This window comes from Actinomadura oligospora ATCC 43269 (assembly GCF_000518265.1).
GTDB lineage: Bacteria > Actinomycetota > Actinomycetes > Streptosporangiales > Streptosporangiaceae > Spirillospora > Spirillospora oligospora.
This window is the reverse complement of record NZ_JADG01000017.1, coordinates 1-26,677: the sequence shown is the minus strand read 5'-3', so window position 1 is coordinate 26,677 and position 26,677 is coordinate 1. Positions and strand designations below refer to the sequence as shown.

The 26,677-nt window shown below is 70.9% G+C and carries 23 protein-coding genes and 1 pseudogene; 17 read left to right on the top strand and 7 right to left on the bottom strand.

Translation table 11 applies throughout. The features are described 5' to 3' along the window. The first annotated feature begins 177 nt into the window (after nucleotides 1–177). Together P696_RS0125250 and P696_RS47990 are read left to right on the top strand one after the other, a co-directional pair. The gene (locus P696_RS0125250; protein ID WP_026414508.1) at nucleotides 178–1,362 is read left to right on the top strand and encodes a PucR family transcriptional regulator; all 1,185 of its coding nucleotides are present in this window, start codon (nucleotides 178–180) and stop codon (nucleotides 1,360–1,362) included. Nucleotides 1,363–1,748: 386 nt separating this feature from the next. After that, nucleotides 1,749–2,015, top strand: coding sequence for a RibD family protein (locus P696_RS47990; protein WP_051468153.1), 267 nt, complete (start codon nucleotides 1,749–1,751; stop codon nucleotides 2,013–2,015). A gap of 130 nt (nucleotides 2,016–2,145) precedes the next feature. Here the strand turns inward: P696_RS47990 and P696_RS0125240 are convergent, their stop codons facing one another. The 4 genes from P696_RS0125240 to P696_RS0125225 all read right to left on the bottom strand — a co-directional run bounded on the left by P696_RS0125240 (nucleotide 2,146) and on the right by P696_RS0125225 (nucleotide 7,081). Beyond that, entirely contained in the window at nucleotides 2,146–2,421 is a 276-nt protein-coding gene (locus tag P696_RS0125240) for a DUF6406 domain-containing protein (protein ID WP_026414507.1), read from the bottom strand. A gap of 84 nt (nucleotides 2,422–2,505) precedes the next feature. Next, nucleotides 2,506–4,944: a pentapeptide repeat-containing protein gene (locus P696_RS52940; RefSeq protein WP_051468152.1), complete on the bottom strand. Its 2,439-nt coding sequence runs from the start codon at nucleotides 4,942–4,944 to the stop codon at nucleotides 2,506–2,508. A 419-nt stretch (nucleotides 4,945–5,363) separates the two neighbouring features. Next, nucleotides 5,364–6,209, bottom strand: a complete 846-nt coding sequence (locus P696_RS47980; RefSeq protein ID WP_051468151.1) for an SDR family NAD(P)-dependent oxidoreductase — start codon at nucleotides 6,207–6,209, stop codon at nucleotides 5,364–5,366. A 107-nt stretch (nucleotides 6,210–6,316) separates the two neighbouring features. Continuing rightward, nucleotides 6,317–7,081: a TetR/AcrR family transcriptional regulator gene (locus P696_RS0125225; RefSeq protein ID WP_026414506.1), complete on the bottom strand. Its 765-nt coding sequence runs from the start codon at nucleotides 7,079–7,081 to the stop codon at nucleotides 6,317–6,319. 114 nt (nucleotides 7,082–7,195) lie between these two features. Between P696_RS0125225 and P696_RS54860 the strand changes: the two genes are divergently transcribed. From P696_RS54860 to P696_RS0125210, 4 genes are all read left to right on the top strand, one after another. Further along, a complete protein-coding gene (locus tag P696_RS54860; RefSeq protein WP_342669041.1) occupies nucleotides 7,196–8,857 on the top strand; it encodes a carboxylesterase/lipase family protein in 1,662 nt (553 codons plus the stop codon). A 157-nt stretch (nucleotides 8,858–9,014) separates the two neighbouring features. Next, nucleotides 9,015–9,809 carry an SDR family oxidoreductase gene (locus P696_RS0125220; protein ID WP_245627807.1) on the top strand — a complete coding sequence of 265 codons (795 nt, stop codon included), beginning with the start codon at nucleotides 9,015–9,017 and terminating at the stop codon, nucleotides 9,807–9,809. Then, nucleotides 9,806–11,524, top strand: coding sequence for an N-acyl-D-amino-acid deacylase family protein (locus P696_RS0125215; protein ID WP_026414504.1), 1,719 nt, complete (start codon nucleotides 9,806–9,808; stop codon nucleotides 11,522–11,524). Before P696_RS0125220 ends, P696_RS0125215 begins: the two co-directional genes overlap by 4 nt. After that, nucleotides 11,521–12,696, top strand: coding sequence for a cytochrome P450 (locus P696_RS0125210; RefSeq protein WP_026414503.1), 1,176 nt, complete (start codon nucleotides 11,521–11,523; stop codon nucleotides 12,694–12,696). The genes P696_RS0125215 and P696_RS0125210 overlap by 4 nt, the downstream gene beginning before the upstream one ends. Before the next feature lie 8 nt (nucleotides 12,697–12,704). Here P696_RS0125210 and P696_RS0125205 read toward each other — a convergent pair whose 3' ends face one another. Next, nucleotides 12,705–14,054 (bottom strand): GH1 family beta-glucosidase, encoded by a 1,350-nt coding sequence (locus P696_RS0125205; protein ID WP_026414502.1) that lies wholly within the window; start codon nucleotides 14,052–14,054, stop codon nucleotides 12,705–12,707. Between the two features lie 62 nt (nucleotides 14,055–14,116). On the opposite strand from P696_RS0125205, the gene P696_RS0125200 reads away from it, so the two are divergent. Beyond that, nucleotides 14,117–14,755, top strand: coding sequence for a TetR/AcrR family transcriptional regulator (locus tag P696_RS0125200; RefSeq protein ID WP_026414501.1), 639 nt, complete (start codon nucleotides 14,117–14,119; stop codon nucleotides 14,753–14,755). 26 nt (nucleotides 14,756–14,781) lie between these two features. On the opposite strand, the gene P696_RS0125195 is transcribed toward P696_RS0125200, so the two are convergent. Then, nucleotides 14,782–16,044, bottom strand: coding sequence for an MFS transporter (locus tag P696_RS0125195; RefSeq protein WP_026414500.1), 1,263 nt, complete (start codon nucleotides 16,042–16,044; stop codon nucleotides 14,782–14,784). Further along, a complete protein-coding gene (locus tag P696_RS0125190) occupies nucleotides 16,041–18,113 on the bottom strand; it encodes an alpha-galactosidase (protein WP_026414499.1) in 2,073 nt (690 codons plus the stop codon). Before P696_RS0125190 ends, P696_RS0125195 begins: the two co-directional genes overlap by 4 nt. Before the next feature lie 77 nt (nucleotides 18,114–18,190). Here P696_RS0125190 and P696_RS59400 point away from each other — a divergent pair. From P696_RS59400 to P696_RS0125135, 10 genes and pseudogenes are all read left to right on the top strand, one after another. Beyond that, nucleotides 18,191–19,203: pseudogene (locus P696_RS59400) on the top strand (2OG-Fe(II) oxygenase). Nucleotides 19,204–19,340: 137 nt separating this feature from the next. Then, on the top strand, nucleotides 19,341–19,847 hold the full coding sequence (locus P696_RS0125175; protein WP_026414498.1) for a methylated-DNA--[protein]-cysteine S-methyltransferase: 507 nt from the start codon (nucleotides 19,341–19,343) through the stop codon (nucleotides 19,845–19,847). Nucleotides 19,848–19,906: 59 nt separating this feature from the next. Beyond that, nucleotides 19,907–20,638, top strand: a complete 732-nt coding sequence (locus P696_RS0125170; protein WP_026414497.1) for a 2OG-Fe(II) oxygenase — start codon at nucleotides 19,907–19,909, stop codon at nucleotides 20,636–20,638. Beyond that, on the top strand, nucleotides 20,635–20,928 hold the full coding sequence (locus tag P696_RS0125165) for an Ada metal-binding domain-containing protein (RefSeq protein WP_026414496.1): 294 nt from the start codon (nucleotides 20,635–20,637) through the stop codon (nucleotides 20,926–20,928). Before P696_RS0125170 ends, P696_RS0125165 begins: the two co-directional genes overlap by 4 nt. Then, on the top strand, nucleotides 20,925–21,431 hold the full coding sequence (locus P696_RS0125160) for a hypothetical protein (protein WP_026414495.1): 507 nt from the start codon (nucleotides 20,925–20,927) through the stop codon (nucleotides 21,429–21,431). Before P696_RS0125165 ends, P696_RS0125160 begins: the two co-directional genes overlap by 4 nt. Next, nucleotides 21,428–22,102: an alpha-ketoglutarate-dependent dioxygenase AlkB family protein gene (locus tag P696_RS0125155; protein WP_026414494.1), complete on the top strand. Its 675-nt coding sequence runs from the start codon at nucleotides 21,428–21,430 to the stop codon at nucleotides 22,100–22,102. The genes P696_RS0125160 and P696_RS0125155 overlap by 4 nt, the downstream gene beginning before the upstream one ends. Before the next feature lie 94 nt (nucleotides 22,103–22,196). Further along, nucleotides 22,197–22,781 (top strand): RNA polymerase sigma factor, encoded by a 585-nt coding sequence (locus P696_RS0125150; RefSeq protein WP_026414493.1) that lies wholly within the window; start codon nucleotides 22,197–22,199, stop codon nucleotides 22,779–22,781. Then, the gene (locus P696_RS0125145) at nucleotides 22,778–23,581 is read left to right on the top strand and encodes an Ada metal-binding domain-containing protein (RefSeq protein WP_211245848.1); all 804 of its coding nucleotides are present in this window, start codon (nucleotides 22,778–22,780) and stop codon (nucleotides 23,579–23,581) included. Before P696_RS0125150 ends, P696_RS0125145 begins: the two co-directional genes overlap by 4 nt. A 149-nt stretch (nucleotides 23,582–23,730) precedes the next feature. Next, entirely contained in the window at nucleotides 23,731–25,242 is a 1,512-nt protein-coding gene (locus tag P696_RS47970) for a DHA2 family efflux MFS transporter permease subunit (protein ID WP_051468149.1), read from the top strand. A 57-nt stretch (nucleotides 25,243–25,299) separates the two neighbouring features. After that, entirely contained in the window at nucleotides 25,300–26,043 is a 744-nt protein-coding gene (locus P696_RS0125135; protein WP_026414491.1) for an SDR family NAD(P)-dependent oxidoreductase, read from the top strand. Nucleotides 26,044–26,677 lie beyond the last annotated feature (634 nt).

Genomic DNA, 26,677 nt, shown 5'->3' with positions numbered 1-26,677 from the left:
CCGGCGGGCGCAAGGACCATCTCCGCTGGGTCCGCCGGACCTCATTCCCACAGCAGCCGATCGCTCACACGCACCGCGGCCTCGTGAGGGCGTCGCCTCCCTGAGCTCTGACGATCGGTTGATCCTCGGTCATCCCGGTCCTCGCCGTGAGGCCGGGCTCCACGCATTGGGGGAACCGTGTCCGCGCCGCTGCTCGACGGCTCACTGAAGGACTCGCTGCGGCCTCACGTCGCCGACGCGGTCCGCGAGATCGAACACGAGGTCCGGACGCACGTGCTGGAGTACGCCCAGGCGATGGACAACGGCGACTACCGGCAGATCCTCCAGCGCACGATCACCGGGACCGCCGCCTGCTTCATCGACTCCCTGGGGCAGGAACGGCCCGACTGGACGAGGCTGAGCGCCCTCTACACCGATCTCGGAGCCGAGGACGCCGTCCGCGGCCACGGCCTCGAACTCGCGCAGACCGCGCTGCGGGTCGGCAGCCAGGTCACCTGCCGCCGGTTCATCAAGGACGCCTACCGCTTCGGCTGGTCCCACGAGACCCTCGCCTCCCTGACCGACATCCTGTTCAGTCTGGTGGCCACGGCCGCGGACGCCGCCGCCCAGGGGTACGCCCGCCAGGAAGGCCGTATCAGCGCCAACCGCGACCACTATCGCGCCCGGCTGCGCGACATCCTGATCGCGACCCCGCACCCCGACCCCGAACTGGTCAACCGTTACGCCGGCTCCGCCGGGTGGCGCCCGCCCCGGTCGATCGGCGTGGTCGCTCTCTCCCCCGAGTCACGGTTCCGCCCCAGCATCCTGCCCCCCGAGATCCTGGCGGACTGGGACGCCCCTGTCCCGTACCTCATCGTCCCTGACCTCGAGGGCCCGGCCGCCGACCGGAACCTGGCCCAGTTCACCGCCCATCGGATCGCGGCCGTCGGCCCCTCGGTCGCCGTCACCCAGGGAGCCGACTCACTCCGATGGGCCGTCCGGGCCATCGACCTCATCGGCGACGGCATCCTGCCGTCACGCCAGGTCACCTACTGCATCGACCACGTCTCGCTCCTGGCCATGTCGGCCGCCGAAGACCTCGTGGCCCCCGCGGCCGTACGCCACCTGGGCTCGCTCCTCCAGCAACCCCCGACTCGCGCCACTCCGCTCCTGGAAACCCTCACGACCTTCCTCGAATGCGGCGGCAACGCGGCCGAGACCGCCAAGCGCCTCCGGATCCACAGCCAGAGCGTCCGCTACCGCCTCCGCCGCATCAGGGAGCTCACCAACACCGACATCGACGCGTCGGCAACAAGCATCGACCTCATGAACATCGCCAACTGGCAACGCCACCAGACTCGCGGAGCAACACGTCAGCGTTGATCGACGCTCCTCTGATCCGATCGAAGAAGCACCGCCGACTTTGGTTGCACCTGGCTTTCGACCCGGGGCTGTGCGGGGCTTTCGGCTCTCTCGTCAGTTGTCGTCAGGCGTGTCGGGTTCACGGGAGCACGACGAGCGGCGAGGGCTGGCCGGGCTTCTCGCGACAGCTGGTTCAAGGGCCCCGCACGTGGTGGCGCCCGCCGAGTTGGCGTCTGCGATGGCGGGGGTACTTCGCGCGGGCTGGCAGAGGTTCGCGATGTGTTCCTTGACCAGGGGAGCGAGGCAGGCGTGGACCTGGTCGCGGTCTGCCGGAAAGCCCGATCAAGGTCACCTTCACCGCACGCGGCGAGGTCGCCACCGTCGTCGACGCCGGCGACCCTGCTCAGGTGACCACGATTCCCCACGATCTGGCCTCCCGCGGCGTGAAGCGCCTCATGGTCGAGGGCGGCGGAACCGTCCACACCCAGTTCCTCACCGCCGGCCTCGCCGACGAACTCCAGCTCGTGATCGCCCCGTTCTTCGTCGGCGACACCACCGCCCCACGCTTCGTCGGAGCAGGCACCTTCCAACACCACCCGGGCAACCGGATGACCCTGGCGGAAGCCCGCCCCATCGGCGATGTCATCCTCGCGCGTTACCTGATGAGCCACTGAGCATCAAGCCGGGCCTGGAGGTCGGTCTGCTGATCTGCCGAAGGTGGTGGCCGTGAAGTTCGTCTTGCTGAGTAAGGGCAAGGAGCCGGGCGGTGATGGCTGTCGTCAGCAGGATCGGGGCGTGACGGTCTCATGCCGGGGCGGGCGCGACGCGGCGCAGCAGCACGAGCCAGTCGTCTTCGCTTGGCCAGCCCGTCAGGTCGGTGAGTTGCCACGTCTCGTCTCGCACGGGGAAGGTCTCGCCAACGCGGAGCGTGTGAAGGTACTCCTGGCCGGCGACGGTGATTGCGAGCCGAACCCTGACCGAGGCGTCGGATTCCGAGTAGATGTCCATCACCGAGAAGCTCCCGTGCTCGGTGCTTCGCTGGATCCCGTGCCAGAGACCGATCGTGTCGGCGCTGCTCACCTTCTCATCCTCCGAGGATGTGTACTCGTCGCTGCACCTCCGGTGCTGAAGGCGGGGGTTCGTGACGTCGGCCGCCAGGCGGTGCTATGGCGTGTCGGTGATCGCACCGTCCAGGCCGGAGCGCTTGAGGTCCACGGTGGTCAGGTCACATCCGCGCAGGTCGACACCGGTCAGGTCACACTCACGGAACGACGTGTGGTCGAGGATCGCGTTGGTGAGGGCCGCGCCGGTCAAGGTCGCCGGCTGGATCATCGCCCCGCCCAGCCGAGTGAAGGCGAGCGTCGCGTTGACCATCTCGCTGTAACCGAACCCCGCACTGGTCAGGTCCGCGCCGGCAAGGTTGGCGCCGGTCAGGTCGGCACCGGAGAAGATGGCACCGCGCGCGGAAACCCGCGACAGATCAGCGCCTGCGAGGTCGGCGCCTGCGAGGACCATCTTGTCCAGGTCCAATCCGCGCAGATCGGCACCGGAGAGATCGAGCTCCTCGTCCGCGTTGTCGGCGCGCCATTGGTTGAAGGCGAACGGCCCTTGTCTCAGGATGTCGATGACATTCGTCGGGCCCTTTGTCGTCGCCGCGCCGACCTTCCCGTCGAGGCGCCCCATCCGCTCAGGGCCGTGAGCGACGTGCGCTTCGAGGGTGGCGACGTCCTCCCTCACGATGGCGAGTTCGGCGACGAGTTCGTCATCGTAGGGATACATCTCCGCCATCGCCTCGGTCATCGCGAGCCGGGTGCTCAGCAGTTGCAGGGCGTTGTCCCGATCGCCGTCACGCCTGGCCAGGTCGGCGAGGTGCTGGAAGGCCAGGCCGGCTTGCTTGGCCGTTTCCGGGCTCATGTCCGCCTGGAAGAGCCGGGCGCGGATCGAAGAGCACTCGGCCCAGGTCTCGTATTCCTTGTCCTTGTACTGCGGCAGGTCGAGCGCGCGGTAGACCTCGCCGAGGTGCTGCAGCGAGTCGGCGAGCCGCTGGTCTGCTTCGATGAAGGTCGGATGCTCGGCCGCGAGCTCGTGGTAGATGTCCACGGCGACCGTGAGCACGGCCTCGGCCGCCGCCAGCCGGCCGTCGGCGAAGCGGGCCCGGCCGCAGGTGTCGTGGGCGGCGCCGAGGCTGAACCTGGCCTCGTCGCGCTGCGGGTGGGCCGCGGCCCACTCCCCGACGGCGGGCAGCGATCGTTCGGCCACCTCGCGTGCGGCGCGCGGAAAGCCGTGCCGGATCAACATGGCGACCAGGTGGTCGCGTACGGGACGGTGGTGGCCGTTGCCCGCCGGCACGTGCGGTGCGATCTCTCCCAGGAGCGCCATCACCGCGTATTCGAAGTCCGCCTCCAGGCTTTCGACGACGGCCAGGGCGAAGTGTGTCAGGTCGCCCGTTCCCTGGACCGCTATCAGGTGCCGGCAGACCGCGACGTAATCGTCGAATGTGCCGTCGTTGTGCGTCCGGCTGTAGTGCATGTTCATGGCGCGTTCGTGGCGGTCGGCGATCGCGGGGCCCTGGAGCGGCGCCAGCGTCTCGGCGATCCAGCGGTCGGGGAAGTAGACGGTGTCCCCGTCCCACCCCTCCCACGCGTTGAGGAGTCCGAGCTCGGCCAACCGGGCCGCAGTGGCCTGCACGCTCTTGAGCGCCGCACGCTTGGGTGTCGGGCGCTGCCTCTGATCCGGTTTGCGGGTGTCGCAGGCGATGGCCAGGTCGTGTGCGGTGACCGGGACGGTGGAGATCGCGGCCTGGAGCAGGGTCTCTCGCTGCTGCCCTGTCAGCTCGGCGATGATGAGGTCGAGCGGAGCCGCCCCCGATGTCACGGCCGCGAGCCGCGCCCCCACACCATCGGGGTTCGCCGACAACCAGGCGTCCACCAGTCGCAGGGACCGTGGATGCGTCGAGGTCGCGCGGACCACTCGTTCGCGGGTGGCCGGATCCACGGTGGACAGGAAGGGCAGCCTGGCCGCCAGCTCGGCGCCCGAGGTGAGGTCCCAGGGGTCGAGTCGCAGAACAGCGAGCCGATCGTCGGCGGCCGACGGCAGCGGTGTCCGGCTGGTCGCCAGCACCCGGCCCCGGTCGGCGGCCTGGCAGAGTCGGTCGAACACCTCGCTGAAGCCGGGATCCGGCGCGCCCGTGCCGTCGTGGTTCTGGCTCAGGTCGTCGAAGAGCACCACGAAGGGGAAGCTCTTCAACAGTCGGCAGGTCATGTCGAACAGGACGTCGTCCGACGGAGCCAGACCGAGGGTCTCCATCAGGCGCGGGTGTTCCAGGGCGAGCTCCTCGCCCCAACGCGACAAGGCCTCCGTGACGCCTCGGAAGAGCGTTTGCGGGGACCATCTGCCCACCACGGCGGCCACTTCCCAGCCGTCGGTTCGAAGCCGCCCGAGCACCTGCCGAGCCAGGGCGCTCTTGCCCACCCCCGCTTCCCCGGTGATGACGAGCCCGGCCGGGCCTGCGGCCAGCATGGCCAGCGCGGCCCGCTCGTCCGACTCCCTGACCAGGCCGGGCGATCCGAGCCGCCGGACCTCCGGAGTCATGTTCGCTTCCATATTCACCATCGCCCTCCGGGAGGAACGCCGAATTCGACCGATCGAATTCCGGTTTCGGGGGAGCTTACTTGATCTTCGGCGTTCTCCAAGGCGATTTCTCAATGAGCCGGTTGAGGGGCCGATACCGCTTGCCGGTGCAGGTGGAACCCTGCTCGGGCAGGGACTCGGCACGGCCGTTTACCAGGGCCGGAGCAGGTTGGGCCTGTCTGGGACGTGACCGGTCGAGCGAGCGGGCATGGCGCAATAGCAGGTTCCCGTTTGGGGGAGTGCGCATGCCAATGCTTCCGCAGAGAACCTGGCCGGGGACGCCTTGCTGCGAAACACCGGCCTTCCGCGAAGATCGATCTTATACCCGTCGTTCCTCGATGGCCCATGAAACAGCGATCACTACCGGGATTCGGCGAGAACGAACCGAGGTCCTAGTTGTGGGGTTCGTAGGTGGGGAGGTCGGGGAGGGCGTCGGCTGTGAGGGCGGTGGCGCGGGCGGTGAGGCCTGGGCGGTAGGTGTCGTGGGTGAGGATGAGGAAGCGCTGGGTTCGGACGGCGTCCACGACCTGGTCGGCGACCTGCTCTGGTGGGATGCCGCCTGCGACGGTGTCGGCGATGACCTGGTCGACGAAGGCCTGGTCGTCGGACGGTGCGGTGGGTGTGGTCGCGGGGCGGTTGCGGTCTGACTGGTGGATGCGGGTGGCGACGCCGCCGGGGCACAGGGCTGAGGCGCGCAGTTTCGAGCCGGTGATGACGAGTTCGTGGGCCAGGCATTCGGTCGCGGCGTAGGCGGCGAACTTCGAGATCGAGTACGGGCCGGAGAACGGTGAGGCGAACAGGCCCGCGACGGACGCGGTGTTCACGACGTGGCCCTCGTCGCCGCCTTCGATCATGCGTGGGACGAACGCCTGGATTCCGTGCAGCACGCCCCAGAGGTTGACCTGGAGCGTCCAGGCGAAGTCGCGGGCGGGGCGTGACCAGATCTGGCCGCCACTGAAGACCCCGGCGTTGTTGCACAGCAGGTGGACGGCTCCGAAGTGGTCGAAGACGCGGTCGGCGAAGGTGTGCACGGCCCGCTCGTCGCCGACGTCCAGGACTTGGGCGACGACTGGGGCGCCGCGTCCGGCGAGGTCGCGCCGGACGTCCTCCAGTGGTTCCTCCTCGATGTCGGCGATCGCGACGCCCATGCCTTCGGCGGCGAAGCGTTCGGCCAGGGCGCGGCCGATGCCGCTGCCCGCTCCGGTGACGACGGCGACGCGTCCGCTGAGGCGTTCCATGGCCCTCCCGTCCGGTGTCGTTCCGCTGGGCGGAACGGTTACCTAGCAACTGCTTGCTTGAGACGTTAGTTTAGATCACAGTCTCATGGCGAGAGGCGTTCGTGAAATCAGCTGGCAGGGTCGGCGGTGTGGTGACCTCTGTTCCCCGGCAGGAGGCCGTCGATGCCATCCAGAATCCGGGTTAGACCGAAAGTCACATCAGTGTCGTCGATATCGTCTGAATAATCATTTCCCACCATCAGGGCCGCCACAATGGGATATCCGTGCTCGTGCAGCAAGGGCAGCAGGAAATCCTGCACGGCGGTCGATTTCATGGAGTCCGCGCCGCTCCGCTTGAGGTCGCGGCGCATGGCGGCGATCCGGCGCGCATATATATCGAGCAGCAACGCGCACTGAATCGCCTCCTTGGGGCTGAGCCCGGCGCCGGTGAAGGATTCCAGAATGACCTCGGTCCAGCGCAGCAGGTTCGGCGTCATCGGCGCACCCCGGACGGGCAGGTCCACCAGCCAGGGATGGACATCGCACCGGTCGATCACCGCCTGGGTCCAGGTTGTCGCCGCGGTTCGCCAGCGGTCGGCGCCCGACACCAGATCCGGTGCGGGGCCCCACCCGGTCTCGGCGACCAGCACCAGCAGCTCATCCCTGGATCTGACATATCGGTAGATCGCGTTGGCCGTGAGCCCGAGTTTCTTGGCGAGCTTCGGCATCGACAGCGCCGCGAAGCCTTCCGTGTCGGCCAGGTCGATGGCCGCCTCGACGACCTGCTCGACGGTTTGAGACGGCGGCCGCCCGAGCTTGCTCGTCTTGGTGGGCAGGCCCCAGGCGAGGGCCAACCCCGGTGGCAGCTCCTGCGGATCAACGCCAGTCGACATCAGTGGATCGCCCTTACGAATCTCGCCGAACGCTTGACTTTGTGAGTCCCTTACACTTTTATTCGTGTATACCTTACACGAAGAGGGTCGGGGTGTGAACACTTGAGACAGCTCATGCAGGGCTCAACGACAGGACGCGACCGCTCGCAGCCCACCATGCCAGGTCACCTGCGGACACTCCTCGCCACGGCGGTGCTCTTCGGCGCCTCGGCATGCGCCGGAGCGGCCGGTGCCACGTCCACGAACCAGGCCGGGACAAGCCACGATCAGTCCACGGTGATCTCAACCGATGCCGGCGTCGTACGTGGCGCGCTCACCGCGAGCACGCGGCTGTTCCAGGGAATCCCGTACGCGGCCCCACCGACCGGGCCGCTGCGCTGGGCCTCCCCCCGGCGTGCCGCATCATGGTCGGGAATCAGGGACGCGACCAGGCCCGGCAACCGGTGCGCGCAAGCGGAGGGATTGATCGACAAGGCCAGTGACACTGAGGACTGCCTCTACCTCAACGTCACAACGCCCCGCCACAGCAGTGCTCGCAAACTACCGGTGATGGTGTGGATCCACGGCAACGGCTTCATCAACGGAGCCGGCAGCCTCTATGACGCACAGCGCCTGGCGAGCGCGGGCGACGTGATCGTGGTGTCGCCCAATTACCGCCTGGGCATCTTCGGATTCCTTGCACATCCCGCCCTCGATCACGGTGCGGCCCGGCATCTTTCGGGCAACTTCGGGCTCGAGGACCAGCAGGCTGCGCTGCGATGGGTTCAGCGTAACGCCTCGGCATTCGGTGGCGATCGGGCAAATGTCACCATTTTTGGCGAGTCAGCCGGAGGTACGAGCGTCTGCTCCCATCCGGCGGCCCCAGGCTCGGCAGAGCTCTTCCAGAAGGCGATCATACAGAGCGCGGAATGCACCGGGGAAAAATGGTCTCCGGGTCCACCGACCTGGTTCCCGCTACCGCGCACCGAGCGTGAGCGGCACGGACTCGACGTCGCCTCCGAGCTCGGCTGTCCCAATGTCCGTACAGCCGCGGCCTGCCTGCGCGCCAAACCAGTGGAGGAACTCGCCAGGTGGTCCGACGACGGCCTCGGATCCGGGCCTACAACGGGTGGCTGCGTGCTTCCCCTCAGCCCGCAAAAGGCATTCGCCACAGGCCGTTTCAATCGCGTGCCGCTCATCGAAGGAACCACGCGCGATGAACACCGCCTCTTCACCGCCGCCATCGAGGCCGCGACGGGCAAGCAGACGACCGATGCCGGCTACCAGGATGAAATCCACACACTCTTCGGGGCGACCGACGCCGCGCGGATCCTGGCTCGATACCCCAGCGATCGTTTTCACTCCGCTGGTGAGGCGCTGTCCGCCGTCGTGACGGACTGGGCATGGGCCTGCCCCGTTCTTGATCGAAACCGCGCACTGTCCGCACACGTACCCGTCTACGCTTATGAATTCAGCGATGAGAACGCCCCATGGTTCACCACCCTGCCGAAGCCGAATTTTCCCACCGGCGCATTTCATGGTGGCGAACTTCAGTACCTCTTCGACGACGCGCAGCTTCCCGGCCCGGCAACAAGCGCGCAACGCAGGCTCTCGAACCAGATGATGCGTTATTGGAGCCAGTTCGCACATACGGGAAACCCGAATGGTCACGATGTGCCGAAATGGTCGCCATTCCAGGGAGGCGAATACGTCCAATCGCTGGCGCCGAGCGCAATCGGGTCAGCGGATCTCGCCCAGGAACACCAGTGCACCTTCTGGGCCTCGATCGGCAACTGATCACGTGATGCGAACCGTGCGGGTGACCGGCGGCGGCCCACCCGCCGGGTCATCGTCCCCGTCGCCCACCCGGCTCCGTTCCGCTGGGCGGAACGGACCTAGCAACTGCTTGCTTGAGACGTTAGTTTAGATCACAGTCTCATATCGGGAGGCCGTGGTGGGTTCGTTGGAGGGAACGTCCGCGCTGGTCACCGGGGGCGGCAGCGGGATCGGGCTGGCCTGCGCGCGGCGGCTGGCCGCGGACGGCGCGCTCGTCACGGTGTGCGGACGCACCGAGGCGAAGCTGAAGGAGACCGGGCTCGCCTACGTCGTCGCGGATGTCACCGACGAGGACGAGATCGCGCACGCGGTCGAGAAGGCCGGTGAGCGCGCGCCGCTGAGGGCCGTGGTGCACAGCGCGGGCGGCTCGACGTCGATCGGCCCGATCCAGGGTCTCGACGTGGACGCCTGGCGGCAGACGTTCGAGCTCAACGCGACCGGGACGATGCTGGCGCTCAAGCACGCCGCCCGCAGCATGGCGCGCAGCGGCGGCGGCGCGTTCGTCGCGATCTCGTCCATCGCGGCGTCCACCACGCACCGGTGGTTCGGGGCGTACGGGCCGTCCAAGGCGGCCGTCGACCACCTCGTCCAGCTCGCGGCGGACGAGTTGGGCGGCGTGCGCATCAGGGTCAACGGCATCCGGCCCGGGATCGTCCGCACCGAACTGGTCGCGGGCATCGCCGACCAGGGACCGGTCCTGGACGACTACCTCGCCTGCATGCCGATCTCCCGGGTCGGCGAGCCGGAGGACGTCGCCGAGGCCGCGCGGTTCCTGGCCGGGCCCGAGTCGTCCTGGATCACCGGCCAGGTCATCGACGTGGACGGCGGTCACCATCTGCGGCGCGGTCCCGACTACAGCACGATCCTCGAGCCCGTCTTCGGCGCCGAGGCGCTGCGAGGGGAGACCCCATGAACGACCTGGTCATCAGGGACGCGCTCGTCGTCGACGGGACGGGCGCCGAGCCCCGGACGGCGGACGTCGCGGTCCGGAACGGAACGATCACCGAGGTCGGCCGCGACGTCGGCCCGGCCCGGCGGACGGTCGACGCGGACGGCGCGGCGCTGACGCCCGGGTTCGTGGACGTCCACACGCACTACGACGGGCAGGCGACCTGGGATCCGGTGCTCGCGCCGTCCTCGCCGCACGGCGTGACGACGGCCGTGATGGGCAACTGCGGCGTCGGGTTCGCGCCCGCACGGACGGATCGGCACGCCTGGCTGATCGGCCTGATGGAGGGCGTGGAGGACATCCCGGGCAGCGCGCTCGCCGAGGGCATCGCCTGGGAGTGGGAGTCCTTCCCCGGATTCCTCGACGCGCTCGACCGCCGCGCGTTCACGATGGACCTCGGCACGCAGGTGCCGCACGGGGCCGTCCGCGCGTACGTGATGGGCGAGCGCGGGGCGCGCAACGAGCCCGCGGACGCCGACGACATCGCCGCGATGAAGGCGATCGTCAAGGAGGGGCTCGCGGCGGGCGCGCTCGGCTTCTCGACCTCGCGGACGCTGACCCACAAGGCGATCGACGGCGAGTACGTGCCGGGCACGTTCGCCGCCGAGGACGAGCTGTTCGGCATCGGCGAGGCGCTGCGCGAGCTGGGACGCGGCGTGTACGAGCTGGCCCCGGCGGGCGCGGCGGGCGAGGACGTGAACGCGCCCGCGCAGGAGATCGCCTGGATGCTGCGGCTGGCGAAGGCGATCGGACGGCCCGTGTCGTTCGCGCTGCTCCAGATCGACGCGGTGCCCGACCTGTGGCGCGAGCTGCTGGAGCTGTCGGCGTCCGACGCGGGCGCGCCCCTGTTCCCGCAGGTGGCGTCACGTCCGTTCGGGATGCTGATCAGCCTGGACTCGCTGCACGCGTTCGGCGACCATCCGACCTACGTCGAGATGGCGCTGCTGCCGCGCGCCGAGCGCGTCGCGCGGATGAGGGATCCCGAGGTCAAGGCCCGGATCCTCGCCGAGCGGCCCGACCCCGAGGACGTCCTGGCGGCGATGGTCCGGGGCTTCCCCGAGCGGTTGTTCCCTCTGGCCGAACGCAACCCCGACTACGAGCCGCATCCCGACACGTCGGTGGCGGCGCGGGCGGCGGCGTCCGGGCGCGACCCGATGGAGCTGCTGTACGACGAGCTGCTGGCGGACGGCGGACGCAACGTCCTGCTGATGCCGCTGCTCAACTACTCCAACTACAACCTGGACGCGCAGCGCGAGATGCTCACGCATCCGCGTGCGGTGCTCGGCCTGGGCGACGGAGGCGCGCACTGCGGATTCATCTGCGACGCGTCCCTGCCCACGACGATGCTCGGCCACTGGGCACGGGACCGCGAACGCGGCGCGAAGCTGCCCGTCGAGCATGTCGTGAAGATGATGACCCGTGACACCGCCCGGCTGTACGGACTGTCCGACCGGGGCGTCATCGCGCCCGGCATGCGCGCCGACCTCAACCTCGTCGACCTGGAGAACGTCGCGTTGCGGCGTCCGGAGATGCGGCACGACCTGCCCGCCGGGGGCAGGCGCTTCGTCCAGCGCGCCGACGGCTACCTCGCCACGTTCGTGCGCGGCGTCCAGACCTTCGCTGACGGTGAGCACACCGGGGAGCTGCCCGGACGGCTCGTACGAGGGGGCCGGTCGTGAACCGGGTCGCCCCACCGATCGACCTGCTCGACGGCGAGATGTACGCGACCGACCCCTGGTCGGTCTACCGGTGGCTGCGCGCCGAGGCCCCGGTCTTCCACGACGAGGCGAACGGGCTGTGGGGCGTGTCCCGGCACGCCGACATCTTCGCCATCGAGCGGAACCCGAAGCTGTGGCGGAGCTCGGGCGGGTACCGGCCGCAGCTGCCGTCCGACCCGTCCATGATCGGGCAGGACGACCCGGAGCACGCGCACCGCCGCCGGATGGTCTACGACCGGTTCACGCCGCGCGGCGTGACGCGGTACGCGGAGCGGATCCGGGCGACGGCCGTGGACTGCGTCGAGAACGCGCTCGACCAGGGCACGGCGGACGCCGTGGAGACGCTGGCCGCGCCGCTCCCCGCGCGCGTGATCGGATGGCTCCTGGGGTTCCCGGAGGAGGCGTGGCCGAAGCTCGCGCACTGGTCGGCGACCGCCGTGTACGCGGGCGGCGGACGCCGGTACGTCACGCACGAGGCGGCGGTGGCCGTCGGGGAGTTCGCCACGGCCGTCCTGGAGATGGCCGGGGACCGGCGCGAACGCCCGACCTCGGACCTGCTCACGATCTGGGCGAACGCGGACGGCGAGCCGCGCTATGACGACGAGCACCTCGCGCACGAGGCGCTGCTGTTGCTCGTCGGAGGCGCGGAGACGACCCGGACGGTCATCGCCACGGCCATCGACGCGCTGATCCGGCACCCGGACCAGTGGCGGCTGCTGCGCGACGATCCCGGCCTGATCCCGGGCGCGGTCGGGGAGTTCATCCGGTGGACGACGCCGCTCCTCAACATGTGCCGGACGGCCGACCGGGACGCCGAGATCGCGGGGGTGACCGTCCCGGCGGGGGAGCAGGTGCTGCTCATGTACGGGTCGGCGAACCGGGACGAGGAGGTGTTCGACCGTCCGGACGTGCTGGACGTGACGCGCGCGCCCGGCGACCACATCGCGTTCGGGCTCGGCCCGCACTTCTGCCTCGGCGCGTCCCTGGCCCGGCTCGAGCTGCGGATCTTCTTCGAGGAGTTCGTCGCACGGGTGGGAGCGGCCGAGTGGGCCGACTCCGAGGGGCCGCGCATCCTCCGGAACGCGTTCGTACGCGGTGTCACCGCGTTCCCGATCACGCTCCGGAGGACCTGACCCGGGCCTCAGGTGCGTTGCGCCTTGGCCCGGTGGGCCTTGATGAGGTCGCGGTACCAGGCGAAGGAGTCCTTCGGCGTGCGGACCTGGGTGTCGTGGTCGACGTGGACGAGGCCGAAGCGCTGGTGGAAGCCCTCGGCCCATTCGAAGTTGTCCATCAGCGTCCAGGTGAAGTAGCCGCGCACGTCCACGCCCTGGGCCACGGCGGCGTCGACGGCCCGCAGGTGGGTGTCCAGGTAGTCGATGCGGTCGTGGTCGGGGACGGTGCCGTCCTCGGTGACGACGTCGTTCACCGAGCAGCCGTTCTCGGTGATGTAGACCGGGGGCAGCGCGGGGTAGCGGTCCTTCAGTAGGACGAGCAGCTCGCGAAGGCCGTCGGGGACGACGGGCCAGTCGAAGGCGGTGCGCCGGTACCCCTCGATGGGGGCCTCTTCGAAGGGGAGGCCCTCGGCGGTGGGGGCCTGGATGCGGGTCGGGTTGTAGTAGTTGACGCCGAGGGCGTCCAGGGGCGCTGAGATCAGGTCGAGGTCGCCGTCCCGGACGGAGCCGCCGAGGGTGGCGTCGACGCCGTAGGCGGAGAGGTCAGGGTAGGCGCCGGTGAAGAGGGGGTCGGTGAACAGGCGGTTGTGCAGGTTGTCGTAGGCCTCGGCGGCGGCTAGGTCGGCGGGGGACTGCGAGGCGGGCCAGACCGGGGTGCAGTTGTTGGCGATCATCACCTGGAGGCCGTGTTCGCGCAGCTCCCGCAGCGCGAGCCCGTGGCCCAGCAGCTGGTGGTGGGCGACCGGCAGGCAGTCGGTCATCAGGGCGCGGCCCGGGGCGTGGGTGCCGAGGCCGTAGCCCCAGACCATGTGGATGAACGGCTCGTTGAGCGTGATCCAGTGCTTGACGCGGTCGCCCAGCCGGGCGGCCATGAGCGCGGCGTACTCGGCGAAGCGGTGCGCGGTGTCGCGGTTCAGCCAGCCGCCGTCGTCCTCCAGGCCCTGGGGGAGGTCCCAGTGGAACAGGGTGGGGAAGGGCTCGACGCCGCGTGCGAGCAGGCCGTCCACCAGGCGGTCGTAGAAGTCCAGGCCCTTGGGGTTGACCTCGCCCTTGCCGGTCGCCTGGACGCGGGGCCAGGCGATGGAGAAGCGGTAGCCGGTGAGCCCGGCCTCGGCCATCAGCGCGAGGTCCTCCTCGTACCGGTGGTAATGGTCGCAGGCGACGTCGCCGGTGTGCCCGTCGCGGATCACGCCGGGGCGGGCGGTGAAGGTGTCCCACACCGACGGGCCGCGGCCGTCCTCCTTGGTGGCGCCCTCGATCTGGTACGACGCCGTCGAGGCGCCCCAGACGAAGTCCGCGGGCAGATGGTTCAGGGGCATGCCTGACCTCCCAAAACATGAGCCTTACTCATGCTGTGTGGATCGATGGAATGATGAGAAGCGTGAACCAGGAGCGCACCGCAGGGGCCCAGCGCCGCCGGCCCGTCCAGAAACGCAGCGTCGAGCGCTTCGAGCGGCTGCTGGACGCCTGCGCCGAAGTGCTGGAGGAGGCCGGCCTGGTCGCGCTGACCACCAAGGAGGTCGCCCGCCGGGCCGAGGTGCCCATCGGCACCCTGTACCAGTTCTTCTCCGACAAGGAGGGGCTGATCGGCGCGCTGGCCGCCCGCAACCTGGAGCTCTTCGTCGCGCGGGTCGCGGCCCGCCTGGAGCGCGAGCGGCCCGGGGACATCCCGGACGCCGTGGACGCGGCCGTCGACGAGTTCGTCACCATGCGCCGGACGATCACCGGCTTCGGCGTGGTCGACTTCGGCGCCGCGGGCCAGGACCACGTCCTCGATCCGGCCCTGGACAACAACACCGCCGTCGCCGGACGGCTCCGGGAGCTGGCCACGGCCCTGTTCGGCGTCCGGGACGACGCCGAACTGGAGATCGCGCTCCGGGTCGCGCTCGAATGCGCCGACGGCGTGCTGAACCTGGCCTTCCGTGCCGACCTGCAGGGCGACCCCCAGCTGATCGCCGAGTGCAAACGCGTCCTCACCAGCTATCTCAACGACCGCGTCCGGTCCCTGCGGGCAGGCTGACGACCCGCCGCGCTCAGCGGGCCTGGTCAACGGACGCTCCTGACCTTCCACACCAGCGCGGCGCCGCCCACCGACATCGCGGCCGAGGTGAGGAACAGCGCCGGGTAGCCCCCCACATCGCCGATCACGAACGAGGCGATCGGGGGTGCCACGACGTAGGGCAGCGAGCCCATCAGGTTGCCCAGCGCCATGTCCTTGCTCCGGTTCTCCGACGCGGGGAGCACCTCGGTGACCAGCGCGGTGTCGACCGACAGGTACACCCCGTAGCCCAGGCCGAGGACGACGGCCGCCACCAGCGTCATCGTCCAGGTCGGGGACAGGGCCAGCGGGATCGCCGCGACGGCCATCGTCGCCCCGCCGAGGAACACCGGCAGGCGACGCCTGCCGAGCCTGTCCGACAGCCATCCGCTGAGGACGACCATGGCGACGGTCGAGACCGAGTTGACGCCGATCACGATGAGCAGCCCGTCCTCGGTCGACTGACCGGGGAACAGCCGTTCGTAGTGCAGGACGTCGTCCAGGAAGTAGGGCAGGTAGAGGGTGCCGAGCGCGTAGCCGAGCGCCATGACGAAGCGGGACGCCAGCGCCCAGACGAAGTCGGGGTGGTCCTTCGGGCTGACGCGGTAGCCCCGCAGGAAGACCCGCAGGGAGAACGGCTCGCGGCCGGTCCGGGGCAGCGGCGTGTCCCTGAGCCAGAACCCGAAGACCACGACGGCGAGCGGGAACGCGGCCACCACCAGGTATCCGGCCCTGAAACCGCCGGCCAGTCCGATCAGCGCCCCGCCGAGGATCAGCGCGCTCGCCATGGGGACCGTCGCCCAGCCCAGCACGACGCCGCGCTGCGGGGCGGGGACCTGGTCGGGCACGACCGCGTTCAGGCCCGCGCCCATCACCATCATGCTCGCCGACAGCAGGAACGAGCCGAACGCGACCCCGGCGACCGTGGTCTGCGCGCCGCTGAACAGCAGCGCGCCGACACAGAGGAACGCGCCCCCGACCATCCAGGGACGGCGGCGGCCGAACCGGCCGGTGGTCCGGTCGCAGAGCGCGCCGGCCAGCGGCGCCAGGACGATGCCGGAGACGGCGCCCATCGCGCTGACCCAGGCGTACGCGCCGACCTTCCCGGCCGAGTCGATCTCGGCGATCTGCTGCGGCATCAGGAACGTCGACGGCGCCTGCATCGGGATGTTGATCCCGAAGTTGGCCAGGACGAACATGGCCACCCAGCGGCGGCCGACGTCGCGGGTCGGCTCCTCGAGCGCGTCGGAGTGCGGGGGAGCGACGGTCACCGGGACACTCGCGTGAGGTGGACGAGTTCGCTCGTCCAGTCGAAGGCGGGCAGCGGCGGGAGGCCGTGGGTCATCAGGACGGCGCCGTCGTGGACGGTCCCGGTGGCCTCGTTCCGGTACCGGGCCTGCGGGGCCAGGGCCGCCAGGCGGGTGCGGGCGGTGGAGCGGACGAGCCCGGACGGCCGGAACTGGAACACGACGACCTCGTCGTCGGTGAGGTACTGCACGGCGTTGTCGCCGAGCCGGTACAGGGCGCCGCCGTGCACGACCGGGCGGATCCGCTTGTACTGCTCGACCAGCATCCGGGACCAGGCCAGATCGTCCTCGCTCCAGGCCCGCAGGTCGCCGCCGAGGCCCATCGCGCCCGTCATCGAGACGTGGAAGCGGTAGCGCAGCGGGATCGGCCGGGCCGTCATGGCGTTGGGGTTGTCGGTGACCCAGGCGCCCATCGTCCGGGCCGGCAGGAGCTGCGAGAAGCCGTGCTGGATCGCGACCCGCTCGGCGGCGTCGGTGTTGTCGGAGGTCCACACCTGGTCGGCGCGGCTGAGGATGCCGAGGTCGGCCCGTCCGCCGCCTCCCGCGCAGGCTTCCACGTACAGGTCCGGGCGGGCGGCGCGCAGTTGGTCGATCACCTCGTACACGCCGCGGGTGTGCTCGATCCAGACCCGGTCGGGGTCGGCGGATCCGGGCTGCCCGGCCTCGGTGAACGGCCGGTTCATGTCCCACTTGAGGAAGGCGACGTCCAGTTCGGTGACCGTGCGGACCAGCCATTCCACGGCCCACTCGCGCACGTCCCGGAGGGCGAAGTCGAGCACGCACTGGTTGCGGATCTCGGTGCGCGGACGTCCGTCCTGGTGAAGGATCCAGTCCGGGTGGGCGCGGTACAGGTCGCTGTCGGGGTTGACCGCCTCGGGTTCGACCCAGAGCCCGAAGCCCATGCCGAGCGCGCGGACCCGGTCGGCGAACGGCCGCAGGCCCTTGGGGAACCGCTCGGGGCTGGGCCACCAGTCCCCGAGACCGGAGTGGTCGCCGGTGCGGGTGCTGAACCAGGCGTCGTCCACCACGAACACCTCGACGCCGAGGCCCGCCGCGCGCTCGGCCAGCTCGGTCTGCTGCTCCTCGGAGAGGTCGAACTCGGTCGCCTCCCACGAGTTGTAGATCAACGGCCGTTCGGCGGCGCGCTCGGGGAGGACCTCGCGCTCGACGTAGGAGTGCCAGCGGCGGCTGGTGCCGCCGAAGCCGTCCGGGGCGTACAGGCCGCTGAAGACGGGCGTCCGCAGGGACTCGCCGGGCGCGAGCCTCCAGACCAGGCCCTCGTGGCCGAAGCCGCCCGTCCAGGACGTCCGGTCGAGCTGGTCGCGGCGCAGGGTGATGCGGCGGCTGCCGCTCCAGGCCAGCGCGGTGCTCCAGACCTCGCCGTGCTCCTCGGCGGCGTCGCCCGCGTCGACCATCAGCCAGGGGCCCTCGTTCGGCCCGGTGATGCCGAGGCGGCTGGTGAGGACGGTCTCGCCGACCGGGACCGGTTCGCGGCGGAGCTGGAACTCCCTGCCCCACTCGCCGACGACGTGGCTGACCCGGTAGTCGCCGCGCGCGGGCAGCGTCCAGGCGGCGGAGTCCAGGCGCAGCACCTGGACCGGCTCGCCCGCGGCGAGGACGGCCCAGCGCTCGATCTGGTCGTGGCCGTCCCTGACCCGGTAGTGCAGTTCGAGGTCGAGCAGGCGGACCTTGTCGGTGAAGGTCAGGGTGAGGTGCTCGCCCTGGACCTCCTGGGAGACGAACGACCAGTCGAACCCCCGGACGCCGTCCTCGAACCGGACGGTCAGCGACGGCGCGCCGAACCGGAGCCCGCCCTCCACGACGTACTCCTCGCCGACCGTCTCGCCGGACGGGTCCTCCGACGCCGGTCCCGATTCGGGCAGGTCGGCGGCGATCGCGGCGGCCTGCCCGACCGTCAGGCGTCGCCCCCAGTGGACGTGCTGCGGCACGTCGGCGGCGTTCAGCCGGAACGCATAGGACGTGCCCGGCGTGCTCAGCAGCCACAGCCGGGCTTCGGGGAGGTGGAAGATCACGCGGGCTCCATCCAGACGGGGAGGTCGGCGGGCGGGGGGGCGCGAGCGAACAGGACGGTGTCCGGACCGGACTAAATATGAGCAGTGCTCATGTTTGGGCTCATGGTAGGCGAGCGGACCCGCGACGCCAACCCCCTTGGCCGGGCCATCTCGGGGATCTGGGGACCCGGGACCGCGATGTCGGATTACCGCCAGCGTTCGCGCGCCGCTTGAGCGATCATCGGCCGGGGGCGACCCCTGTGCAGGCCGTGCCGTGCCGCCGCCACAGCGCCCTCCGCCTTGACCGCCGTCCTGAGGGATCCGCCATGAATCAGCCCGTCCCCGCGGCCGAGCCGCTCTTCGGCCTTCCCACGGCGGGCGGCGCGGCACCCCGCGTCCCGCACGACGACCTGCTGCCGGAGCTCGGCACGCTGGACTGGGACGGGCTGTTCGAGCGGCTGAACGACCAAGGGGTGGCGCTGACCCCTCCGCTGCTGTCCCGCGCGCAGTGCGAGGAGGTCACCGCGACCTTCGACGACCCCGGCCTCTTCCGCTCGACCGTGGTGATGCAGCGCTACGACTTCGGACGCGGCACCTACAAGTACTACGCCGACCCCGCCGCCATCCCCCTGATCGGGACCCTGCGCGAGCGGCTCTACCCGCCGCTGGCGTGGATGGCGAACCAGTGGGCCGCGCAGCTGGGCGAACGCACCTTCCCCGGCACGCTCTCCGAACTGGCCGCCGAATGCGCCGGCAACGGGCAGGTCCGGCCCACCCCGCTGATCCTGCGCTACGGGCCGGGCGACCACGCCTGCCTGCACCAGGACGTCTACGGCGACATCGTCTTCCCCCTGCAGATCGCCGTCATGCTCAACCAGCCCGGCGAGGACTTCACCGGCGGCGAGAACGTCTTCGTCGAACACGCCCCCGCTCCCAGTCCCGGGCCGTCGTGGTGAGGCCGCGGCTCGGCCAGGGAATGATCTTCCCCGTGCGGCACCGTCCCGTTCGCGGCGCGCACGGCTTCCGCCGACACGCCATGCGCCACGGCACGAACGCGGTCGAGACCGGCCGCCGCAACACCCTCGGCCTGATCTTCCACAACGCCCGCTGACCTCGCCCCGGGCCACGAACGCCGTGTCCGATTTCTGCCAGCGTCCCAGGTCTGAAGAGCGCATAGTCGAAACCGTGACGACCGGCGGAGCCCTCCGGCGGAGGTCACCACGTGAAGTCTCGGAAAGGAACGGAGCGATGACGGTCTACACGACGATCGACAGCCCGCTGGGCGAACTGCTGCTGGTGGGGGAGGAGTCGCCCACCGCCGTGGACGGCACCGCGCTGACCTCCCTGTCGGTGCCCGGGCAGCGGAACGGCGCGGTGATCCAGAACGGATGGATCAGGAAGCCGGAGGCGTTCACCCACATCGCCGCCCAGCTGGACGCCTACTTCGCGGGTGAGCTGACCCGCTTCGACATCGAGTACACCACCGGCGGATCGGACTTCCAGCGGCGCGTGTGGGCGGCGCTGGACGACATCCCCTTCGGCGCGACCGTCAGCTACGGCGCGGTCGCCGTCCGGTGCGGGGCCTCGGCCTCGGCGGTGCGGGCCGTCGCCTCGGCGATCGGCGCCAACCCCCTCCTGGTCGTCCGGCCCTGCCACCGCGTCATCCGGTCGGACGGCTCGCTGAGCGGCTACGCCGGAGGCCCCGAACGCAAGCAGCAGCTCCTGGACCTGGAGACCGTCCACCAGCCCGCCTGAACCCCGTCCCGGCCTCCGCGGAGCCGGGACGGGACCACGACAGCGTCGAGGATCCCGCCATGAACGACACCCTCACCCCGACCGGCCGCCCGGCCGAGCAGGTCGAACGCCAGGACTGGACGGCCCTGGCCGACGAACTCGGCGAGTACGGCAACGCGCTCACCGGCCCGCTGCTCACCCCCGGCGAGTGCCGGGCGATCGCGGACCTGTACGACCTCGAGGAGCACTTCCGCACCACCGTCGACATGGCCCGGCACCGCTTCGGCTCCGGCCAGTACCGCTACTTCACCCACGACCTGCCCGAGGTGATCGCCGAGCTGCGCGCGGCGTTCTACCCGAAGCTGCTGCCCGTGGCCCGCGACTGGGCCGCCAAGCTCGGCCGCCCGGCGCCCTGGCCCGACGACCTCGCGACCTGGGTCGAGATGTGCCACGAGGCGGGGCAGGCCAGGTCCGCGCAGATCCTGCTGCGCTACGGCCCCGGCGACTGGAACGCGCTGCACCGCGACGTGTTCGGCGAGATGCTCTTCCCGCTGCAGGTCGTCGTCGGCCTCGACGTCCCCGGCACGGACTTCACCGGCGGCGAGTTCATCATGACCGAGCAGCGTCCCCGCGCGCAGTCGAGGGGATCGTCCACCACCCTTCCCCAGGGCCACGGGCTGATCTTCACCACGCGGGACCGTCCGGTGGCCTCGAAGCGGGGCTGGTCGAACGGGCCGATGCGGCACGGGGTGAGCACCGTCCGCACCGGACGGCGGCGCACGCTCGGACTCGTCTTCCACGACGCGGCATGACCGGGACGCCGACCACGGGGCGCACCTACCTCCTGCTCGGCCCGGACGCCCGGCCCTACCGCAGCCCGGCCCCCGGAATGCTGGGCGGGCACCGCCGCACCCGTCTCTACGGACGGCTCGACTGCCCGTCCGCGCTCCGCGCCCTCGCCCGCGGCCATTATGCGAAGCACCGGGTGTTCTTCGCCGACGAGGCCACCGCGATCGCCGCCGGATACCGTCCCTGCGCCGTCTGCCTGCCCGCCCGCTACACCCGCTGGAAAGCGACCCGAGGAAACGACGTCACACCATGACCACCCCCGTCCGCCGGAGAGGATCACCCCTGCTCAGGGCCGTCCACCCCGACCTGTCCCCGCCCGCACCGCACACCGACGCCGAACTCGCCGCCCTCCTCTCCCTCCTGACGCGGTTCGAGATCCTCGCCATCGGACACAGCCGGGACGAGCCCTCACGCGAGGCCGCCCACGCCGTCGCCGACGCCTGGACGGCCCGGGGCTGCCGGGTGCTCACCGTCGTCAGCTGGCCGGAGCAGGCCGCCTCCTGGCTGCGTCCCGCCACACGGCTGACCACGCCACGGCCCGACGCGTGGGTGATCGCCGCGTCCCCGCTCGGCTTCGCGCAACTCGCCCGCCGCCTGCACCACTCCACCGACTGGGACCCGTCCCGCACCTTCGCGTTCGCCTCCCTCCAGGACCCACGCCTCCCCGCACTCGCCGGACCGGGAACCCTGGACGGCCTGCGCGGCGCCACGGCCAACGGCGGCACCTGGGAGATCGACGCCGGAGTGCCGCGATGAACGCGCTCCTCCCACTGCCCACCGCACCGCTGCCTCCGGGCGCGGTGCACGTGCCGGGCTGGCTCACACTCGACCAGCAGCGCGAACTCGTGGCCGCCTGCCGCGCCTGGGCCGTCGGCCCCGTGCCCATCCGCCACACCCGGCTGCCGAACGGCGGCGTGATGTCCGTCCGGACCGTGTGCATCGGCTGGCACTGGCAGCCCTACCGCTACACCCGCACCGCCGGGGACGTGAACGGACAACGCGTCGCCGCGTTCCCCGACTGGATGGTCCGCCTCGGCCGCCGCGCCGTGCTGGACGCCTACGGCGACGAGGCCGCCGCGGCCGCCTACGCCCCGGACACCGCGCTGATCAACCACTACGACGGCCAGGCCAAGCTCGGCATGCACCAGGACAAGGACGAGAAGTCGTCCGCCCCGGTCGTCTCCCTGTCCATCGGCGACACCTGCGTCTTCCGCGTCGGCAACACCGAGACCCGCAACCGCCCCTACACCGACATCGAACTGGCCTCCGGCGACCTGTTCGTCTTCGGCGGCCCGTCCCGCTTCCTCTACCACGGCGTCCCCAGAATCCTGGAAGGCACCGCCGACCCCGCCACCGGCCTCACCTCAGGCCGCCTGAACATCACCATGCGAGTAACCGGCCTCACCGACACCCACCCCACCCCATGACCGCCGCGACCGCCTGCTGTCGCAGGGCCGCAGACGAGGACCTCCTGCCGGTGGTGACGCAGCCGAATCCGGCCGGGCGGTGTTCTTCTTGGTGATGGACGCGACGGCCGCGCGACTCCGCGAACGCCTGGCGAAGGACCTCGACGACGGGTTCACCGAACTCGTCCGGGTCCACGCCACGGACGTCCACGTGTTCCTCCAGCGGGTGACGGGATCGGCGGTCGAGGCGGACGACCTGGGCCAGGAGACGTTCCTGCGCGCCTACACGGCGCTTCAGGGGTACTCCACGCAGCGTCGGCTGGAGCTGCGGACGCGCGCGTGGCTCCTGACGATCGCCGCGAACGTCTGGCGCAACCACGTGCGGTCGGCCGTCCGCCATCCGGTCGTCCTCACGGACCCGGAGCGCTCCTGCGACCACGCCGACGACGGGCCGGGACCGCATGAGCGGGCCGCCAACGCCTCGGACCGCGACATGCTCGTCGCGGCGCTGGGACGGTTACCCGAGCGCACGCGCGCGGCGGTGGTGCTCCGCCATGTGATCGGCATGAGTTACGCGGAGGTGGCCGAGGTGCAGAACTGCCCGGTCGGGACGGTCAAGGCGCAGGCGTCGCGGGGCATCGCCGCGCTTCGCGGCGTACTGGAGACGGACAACGCTTCGGCGGGGGAGGTGAGCACGTGAGTCACGAGGACGACACGCTCGGAGGCCGGACCCGGGTGGAAGAGGAACTGGCCGGACTGGCCGCGCGGGCGCCGGAGGATTTCGCGGCGCGGGTCCTGCGGCGGGTGGGCGTGCCCTCCGACCGCTACGACACCTACCTGTGGCTCGAGGCCCCCGCCGGCGGCCTGTTCGTCGCCTGGAGCCCGGAAGGGGTGACGGGCGCCGCGCCGGGATCGACGCTGTCCGGCCCGCGGATGTTCGAGGAACGGCACCACGCCCGCACCGGACGCACGGCGATCCCCACGAACCGGGCGCTCCCCGGGCTGACGTCCGCCCTGCGCACCGGTCGCACCGCGCGACTGCCGATCGACTGGCGCGAGTTCACCCCGGTCGAGCGCGCGATCCTCGACGCGGTGCGCGGCATCCCGCGCGGCCAGTTGCGACCGCTGACGTGGGTGGTCAGGGAGGCTTCGCTCCCGGACACCGACGCCGTGCGGACCGCCCTCGCGCTCAACCCGGCGCCCCTGCTGATCCCGTGCCATCGCGTCACCCACGACGAGGGCGGCGCGTGCGACCTGGCCTGCGGTCCGGAGACCGGCGCGCGGTTGAGGACGGCCGAGGGCATCACCGAGGAGATGACCTGGCTGCCACGGTCGGGCCTGGTCTTCCTCGGCAGCGACACCACGCGTGTCTACTGCCATCCGACCTGCGCGCACGCGCGCCGGATCACGCCGCCGCATCGCGTGCCGTTCGTGTCAGCGGACGCGGCGCGCACGGCGGGGTACCGCCCCTGCAAGAGCTGCCGTCCCATCGCGGCCTGAGAAGCCGGTCCCGGCCCGTCCACTGGTGAGCGAAGGACCCCGTGACCCGGGGGGCCGGTCGCAACCCGTCTGTCCCCGGCGGTGTTCTCCTTTCGGACCCGCGCGGCACAGTCCGCCGCGCGGCGCGAACCCACGGACGGAAGGAAGCGATGGAAGACACCGCGGCGAAGGTCGCGCAGGGAGACGGCTCCGCGCGCACCGACTCGCCCTCCCCAGGGACCCCGCCGGGACCGGGCCTGTTCGCCCTCGGATCGACGCTGGCGCTGGGAGCGGTCCTGGCGCTGCTGAGCACGACGATCGTGTCGGTCGGCATGGGGACGCTCGCCAGCGTCTTCTCCGTGCCGCTGTCCACCGTCCAGTGGGTCGGCACCGCCTACCTCCTGGCGCTCGCCGTCGCCATCCCGGTCGCCGGCTGGGCGATGGACCGGTTCGGGGAGCGGACGCTCTGGCAGATCGCCCTGGTGGTCTACCTCCTCGGCTGCGTCCTGGCGGCGGTCGCCACCACCCCGGGCCTGCTGATCGGCTCCCGGGTCGTCCAGGGGATCGGCGCGGCCATGTTCGAGCCGATCATGCTCACGGTCCTGGCGCGGGCCGCGGGCCCGAAGCGGGCGACGACCGTGCTGAGCCTCATCCAGATCCCGATCACCCTGGCCCCGGTCTTCGGCCCGATGGTCGGCGGCGTCCTGCTCGACAACCTCGACTGGCGCTGGCTGTTCTGGTTCAACGTGCCCCTGGGCCTGCTGTGCATGGTCCTGGCGCAGCGCGTCATGCCCGCCGACCCGCCCCGCTCGCAACGGCCGTCCTCCCGCCTGGACCTGACCGGCGTCGCGCTGCTGCCGGCCGCGCTCGCCGGGCTCCTGCTCGGCCTGTCCCAGTTGTCGGGTGGCGGCGACGGCACGGTCGCCGTCGTCTCGTTCGCCGCGGGCGCGGTGCTGACGGCCCTCTACGTCTGGCATGCGCTGCGCACGAGCGGGGTGCCGCTCATCGACGTGCGGCTCTTCCGCCGGGGCCGGTTCGCGGCGGCGGCGCTGGGCGCCTTCCTGTTCGGCGGCTCGGTGTACGGCGCGATGTTCCTGCTGCCGCTGTTCTTCCAGCAGGCCGGCGGGTTCGGCGACTGGACCTCGGGGCTCCTGCTGGCCCCACAGGGTGTCGGCACGGTGCTGATCCTGCCGCTGGTCGGCAGGCTCGTGGCACGCTTCGGCCCCCGGACGGTCGTCCTCGGCGGCATGCTGCTGTCCGCGGTCGCCACTGTCGGCTACACGATGCTCGACCCGCGCGACGACACCGCTCTGCTGGTGGTGTGCCTGCTTGTCCGGGGCATCGGCCTGGGCACCACGCTCGCACCGGCGCTGTCCACCGGCTTCGGCAGCATCACGCCTGAGGAGACGGGCCGGGCCAGCAGCGCGCTCATCGCCTCGATCCAGCTGGGCGGCTCGGTCGGCACGGCGCTGCTGGCGATCGTCCTGCAACAGCAGTTGCGGACGCGCCTCGGCGCGTCGGGTGCCACGGCCTCGGCCGCGACGTCCCCGCACCTCACCGGCCCGCTCGTCGACGCCTTCGGCGCCGCGTTCTGGGTGGCCATAGGCCTGTGCCTGCTCGGCGCCGTGGTCGCCTTCTTCCTCCCGGGCCCCGCCAGGGACGAGGAATCCGCGACGGCCTGACCGCAGCGCCGCCCCCACGTATGCGGACGACGCTGTCCACCGACCGAAAGGAACGAAATGGAATCCACGAACAGAACCGTCGTCATCACCGGCGCAGGCAGCGGGATCGGCCGCGCCACCGCCCACGCGTTCGCCGACCGGGGCGCGAACGTCGTCGCCGTGGGCCGGACGCTGGAGACGCTGCGGGAGACGGCCGCCGGTCGGGCGCGCATCGTCCCGCTGGTGGCGGACATCGCGGCCGAAGGCGGCCCCGCGGCCGTCGTGGCCGGCACGATGGAGCGGTTCGGGCGCCTCGACGTCCTCGTCAACAACGCCGGGATCGTCCGCCCCTCGCCGCTCGGGCAGATCGAGGCCACGGAGTTCGACCGGTTCATGGCCGTCAACCTGAGGGCACCGCTGCTCCTGACGCAGGCGGCGCTTCCCCACCTGGAAGCGTCCTCCGGCACGGTGGTCAACGTCAGCGCCGCGGTCGGCCAGCGCGGCTGGCCGTACATGTCGCTGTACGGATCGACGAAGACCGGCCTCGACTTCCTCACGCGCACCTGGGCGGTCGAGCTCGCACCACGCGGCATCCGCGTCGCGGCCGTGGCCCCGGGACCCGTGGACACCCCGATCCTGGAGAACAACGACTTCGACCCGGACTCGGTGGCGGCCATGCACAAGCTCCGAGAGCAGCTCCCGCTCGCCAGAGCAGGCACCGCCGAAGAGATCGCCTTCTGGATCGTCACCCTCGCCGACCCCCTCGCCGCCTTCACCACCGGCATCGTCATCCCCCTGGACGGCGGCTACAGCGCCGCCTAACCCCCTACTCGCGTTGGACGGCGGCCCGCCCAACCCGCGCCCGCCGCCGTCCAACGCCCGGCTCGCACCGAGCGTCCTCATGCAAGAGCCTCCCGGACCGGGCGGTACCGCTCGACACGATCGGTGCGTCGACGGATCGCGCGTGGTGCTGCGCTACGTTCGGAACGGGCGACCGCCGTGCGGCGATCTTCATGCCCTGAGTTCGATCAGCGGCGGTCATCGAAAAGCGTTCGAACGCAAGTCCGCTCCGTCGGTGGTGGCGGTGAATGTGGTCGAAGTGGTCACGCCTCGGCTTGATTCGTCGAAGCACGCCTGTCATCGCGGCCGGTTCCAACTCTCGGCAGGTGACATCGACGGCGACCCCCGACGCTTTGTCGCAGGACGAGGCGGAGTCCGTCGACCTCGTCCTGGAAGGGCTGGGGGATCTGACCGCGCGGCGTGGTGGAGTTCGAGCGGCACGGTGAGACGGATGGAGTAGCCCTTGCCGCGGCGGATGATCCGCCCCCGGATGAGCGCCTGGCGGATGGTGTCGTCGCCGACGGCCCGCAGGTGGTCGGCGAGCAGGCCGGGCAGGTCGAGCGTCACGGGCGTGTCCGCGGCGGGGCCGGACGGCTCCTCGGGAACGGGCGGCGCG

Coding starts and splice junctions, on each gene's coding strand:
- P696_RS52940 (WP_051468152.1), bottom strand. CDS start 4,944: ATGGAAGCGAACATGACTCCGGAGGTCCGGCGGCTCGGATCGCCCGGC.
- P696_RS47980 (WP_051468151.1), bottom strand. CDS start 6,209: ATGGAACGCCTCAGCGGACGCGTCGCCGTCGTCACCGGAGCGGGCAGC.
- P696_RS0125225 (WP_026414506.1), bottom strand. CDS start 7,081: ATGTCGACTGGCGTTGATCCGCAGGAGCTGCCACCGGGGTTGGCCCTC.
- P696_RS54860 (WP_342669041.1), top strand. CDS start 7,196: ATGCAGGGCTCAACGACAGGACGCGACCGCTCGCAGCCCACCATGCCA.
- P696_RS0125215 (WP_026414504.1), top strand. CDS start 9,806: ATGAACGACCTGGTCATCAGGGACGCGCTCGTCGTCGACGGGACGGGC.
- P696_RS0125205 (WP_026414502.1), bottom strand. CDS start 14,054: ATGCCCCTGAACCATCTGCCCGCGGACTTCGTCTGGGGCGCCTCGACG.
- P696_RS0125175 (WP_026414498.1), top strand. CDS start 19,341: ATGACGGTCTACACGACGATCGACAGCCCGCTGGGCGAACTGCTGCTG.
- P696_RS0125170 (WP_026414497.1), top strand. CDS start 19,907: ATGAACGACACCCTCACCCCGACCGGCCGCCCGGCCGAGCAGGTCGAA.
- P696_RS0125165 (WP_026414496.1), top strand. CDS start 20,635: ATGACCGGGACGCCGACCACGGGGCGCACCTACCTCCTGCTCGGCCCG.
- P696_RS0125160 (WP_026414495.1), top strand. CDS start 20,925: ATGACCACCCCCGTCCGCCGGAGAGGATCACCCCTGCTCAGGGCCGTC.
- P696_RS0125155 (WP_026414494.1), top strand. CDS start 21,428: ATGAACGCGCTCCTCCCACTGCCCACCGCACCGCTGCCTCCGGGCGCG.
- P696_RS0125150 (WP_026414493.1), top strand. CDS start 22,197: ATGGACGCGACGGCCGCGCGACTCCGCGAACGCCTGGCGAAGGACCTC.
- P696_RS47970 (WP_051468149.1), top strand. CDS start 23,731: ATGGAAGACACCGCGGCGAAGGTCGCGCAGGGAGACGGCTCCGCGCGC.
- P696_RS0125135 (WP_026414491.1), top strand. CDS start 25,300: ATGGAATCCACGAACAGAACCGTCGTCATCACCGGCGCAGGCAGCGGG.